2 pseudogenes are annotated in these 3,422 nt (G+C 76.3%); both read left to right on the plus strand.

What is annotated here, in order from left to right:
- Positions 1 to 26: 26 nt before the first annotated feature.
- Positions 27 to 1,295 (plus strand): annotated as a pseudogene (locus tag STRAU_RS45005) (polyketide synthase dehydratase domain-containing protein); the annotation flags it as partial.
- A 75-nt stretch (positions 1,296 to 1,370) separates the two neighbouring features.
- Positions 1,371 to 3,422, plus strand: a pseudogene (locus STRAU_RS45010) (type I polyketide synthase); the annotation flags it as partial.

Consider the following 3,422-nt stretch of genomic DNA (forward strand, 5'->3'; position numbering starts at 1 on the left):
ACGGGCTCGCCCCGCAGGCCGCCGAAGTGCCGCTGTATTCGACGCTCACAGGGGAGTGGCTGGACGCCAACACCCCCATGGATGCCGGGTATTGGTACCGCAACCTGCGTCAGACCGTTCTCTTCGAGCACGCCACGCGCGGTCTCCTGGACGAGGGTCACGGGCTGTTCCTGGAGATGAGCCCGCACCCGGTCCTCACCGTCCCGGTCCAGGCCACGATCGACGCCACCGACAGTCCGGCGATCACCCTGGGCTCCCTGCGCCGCGACGAAGGCGGCGCCGAGCGCCTGCTCACGTCGATCGCCGAGGCCCACGCCCGCGGTGCCGAGCTTGGCTGGAAGGCCCTCTTCCCCGGCGCCCGCACCACCGTCGACCTCCCCACTTACCCCTTCCAGCACCAGCACTACTGGCTGCACGCCGACCCCGACGCCGGTGACGTCAGCGCCGTCGGGCTAGGGGAGACGGGACATCCCCTGCTGGGCGCGGCCGTGCCGCTGGCGGACGGGGACGGGCATCTGCTCACCGGGCGGCTCTCGCTGCGTACGCATCCGTGGCTGGCCGACCACGCCGTGGCGGGTGCCGTACTGCTGCCCGCGACCGCGTTCGTGGAGCTGGCGACGCGCGCGGGCGACCAGGTCGACTGCGACCTCGTCGAAGAGCTCACCATGGAGATGCCGCTGGTCGTCCCCGAGACGGGCGGCGTGCAGCTCCAGTTGACCGTGGGACCCGCCGACGCCTCCGGCAGGCGGACCCTCGCCTTCCACTCCCGGCCGGAAGCCGGGCCCGACACGGACGGCGCGGAGGCCGAGCCGTGGACCCGGCACGCCACCGGCGTGCTCGCCGCGAACACCGCGTCCGAGGCGTCCACCGCGTCCACCGCGTCCGAGGCGCCCGCCGCGTTCGACCTCGCCCAGTGGCCGCCCCGCGACGCGCGGGCAGTCGCCATCGACGGTCTGTACGAGGAGTTCGCCGCGGCGGACGTCCGGTACGGGCCCGCGTTCCAGGGGCTGCGGAGCGTCTGGCGGCGCGGCGACGAGGTGTTCGCCGAAGTCGGCGTCCCCGACGACCGGCGCGACGAGGCAGGCCGGTTCGGACTGCACCCGGTGCTCCTCGACGCCGCGCTCCAGGCGGCACACCTGGCCCAGGACCCCTCGGACGCCGACGGCGACGAGGGCGGCGCGCCCCGGCTGCCCTTCTCCTGGAGCGGCGTGGCCCTGTACGCGACCGGGGCGAAGTCCCTGCGCGTCCGGCTGACCCGTTCCGGGAGCGGCGGCGACACCGTGTCGGTGCTGCTCGCCGACGAGTCCGGGGCGCCGGTCGCCCGGATCGGGTCGCTCGTGTCCCGCACCGTCGACGTGAGCCGGAGCCTCGCCGCCCGACGCACCCGCGTCCCGCACCTGTACCGCGTCAACTGGGTTCAGCCGCCTGCCGTCGCCCCCGCCCGGGCCGAGCGCGCCGCCGCCGACTCCTGGGCCGTGCTCGGCGCGGACGGCACTGCCGCGTCCGAGCTGTGCCGCCTCCTCGGTGAGGACGGCGTCGACGTCACCGCGTACCCGACCCTCGCGGACCTCACCGCGGCCGTGGCCGAGGGCACCGCGCCTGCACCGGGTGTCGTGGTCGCGGCCGACGGCACCCGGGCCGACGACGGCCCCGCCACCACTGGCGAGGCCCCGGACGCCGCGCACACCCCCGTCCCCGCCGACGCCCCCGCCGACGCCGCGCACACCCCCGTCCCCGCCGACGCCGTGCACACCGCCACCGGCGACGCCCTCGCCCTCGTCCAGGAGTGGCTGGCCGCGGACGACCGCCTCGCCGACGCGCGCCTCATCGTCCTGACACGCGGCGCCGCCGCCGTCACCGCCGACGAGCCCGTGCCCGGCGTCGCGCACGCCGCCGTCCTCGGCCTGCTGCGCTCGGCGCAGTCCGAGGAGCCCGGCCGGTTCGTCCTCGCCGACGTGGACGGCGACCCCGAGTCGCTGCGGGCACTGCCCGCCGCGTACGCGCACGGCGAGCCGGAGTGCGCGATCCGCGCCGGAGCCGTACACGTCCCCCGGCTCGGCCGCGACCTCGGCGAGCCCGCCCCGGACCTGGCGTCCGCCGCCCTCAATCCGCAGGGCACGGCCCTGGTCACCGGCGCCCCCGGCGGTCTCGGCGGCCTCGTCGCCCGACACCTCGTCGCCGAACACGGCATCCGCCACCTGCTGTTCCTCGGCCGCCGCGGCGCCGACGCGCCCGGCGCGAGCGAACTCGCCCACGAAATCGCGGAGTTGGGCGCGGCAGTCGACGTCGTCGCGTGCGACGCGGCCGACCGGGACGCCCTGGCCGGGGCGCTGGCCCGGGTCCCCGACGCGCACCCGCTCACCGCGGTCGTGCACACCGCGGGCGTCTTCGACGACGGCATCACCGCCTCGCTCACCGCCGCGCAGCTGGACCGCGTGCTGCGCCCCAAGGTCGACGCCGCCGTCAACCTGCACGCCCTCACCCAGGGCGCCGACCTGGCCGCCTTCGTCCTGTTCTCCTCCGTCGCGGGCGTCCTCGGCGGCGCCGGGCAGGGCAACTACGCGGCGGGCAACACCTTCCTCGACGCCTACGCGCAGCACCTGCGCGGCCAGGGCGTGCCCGCCACCTCCCTCGCCTGGGGCCTGTGGGCCGAACGCGGCGGCATGGCCGGGCAGATCACCGCCGACGACCTGGACCGGATGACCCGCTCCGGCATCGCGCCCCTCGCCACCGAGCAGGGCCTCGGCCTGCTCGACGCCGCACTCGGACTCGGCGTCGCCGCCCTGGTGCCCGTACGCCTCGACACCGCCGCGCTGCGCACCGCCCACGGCCGGCACCTGCCGCCGCTGCTCAGCGGCCTCGTGCACGGCCCCGCCCGGCGCGCCGTCGCCGACCTTGACGGCTCCGACGGCGAGGCGTCCGCCCTCGTACGCCGACTGCGCGGACTGCCGGACGACGAGCGCGAACGGGCGCTCCTCGACCACGTGCGCGGACAGGCCGCCGCCGTCCTCGGCCACACGTCCGGCGACGACGTGGACGCCGAACGGGCCTTCCGCGACCTGGGCTTCGACTCGCTGACCGCCGTCGAACTCCGCAACCGCCTCAACGAGGCGACCGGCCTGCGGCTGCCCGCCACCCTCGTCTTCGACTACGCCAGCCCGCTCGCCCTCGCCCGCCACCTCAAGTCCGAACTCACCGGCGGCGACGCCCCCGCCGAAGCGGTCCCCGCCGCCGCCCACGGACACACCGACGAACCCATCGCCATCGTCGCGATGAGCTGCCGCCTCCGCGTCCCTCTACGACCCCGACCCCGACCACCAGGGCACCACGTACTCGCGCGGCGGCGGCTTCCTGCACGAGGCCGGTGCGTTCGACGCCTCCTTCTTCGGCATCTCACCGCGTGAGGCCCTCGCCATGGACCC

The sequence above is a fragment of the Streptomyces aurantiacus JA 4570 genome (genome assembly GCF_000414115.1).
In the GTDB taxonomy this organism is placed as follows: domain Bacteria; phylum Actinomycetota; class Actinomycetes; order Streptomycetales; family Streptomycetaceae; genus Streptomyces; species Streptomyces aurantiacus_A.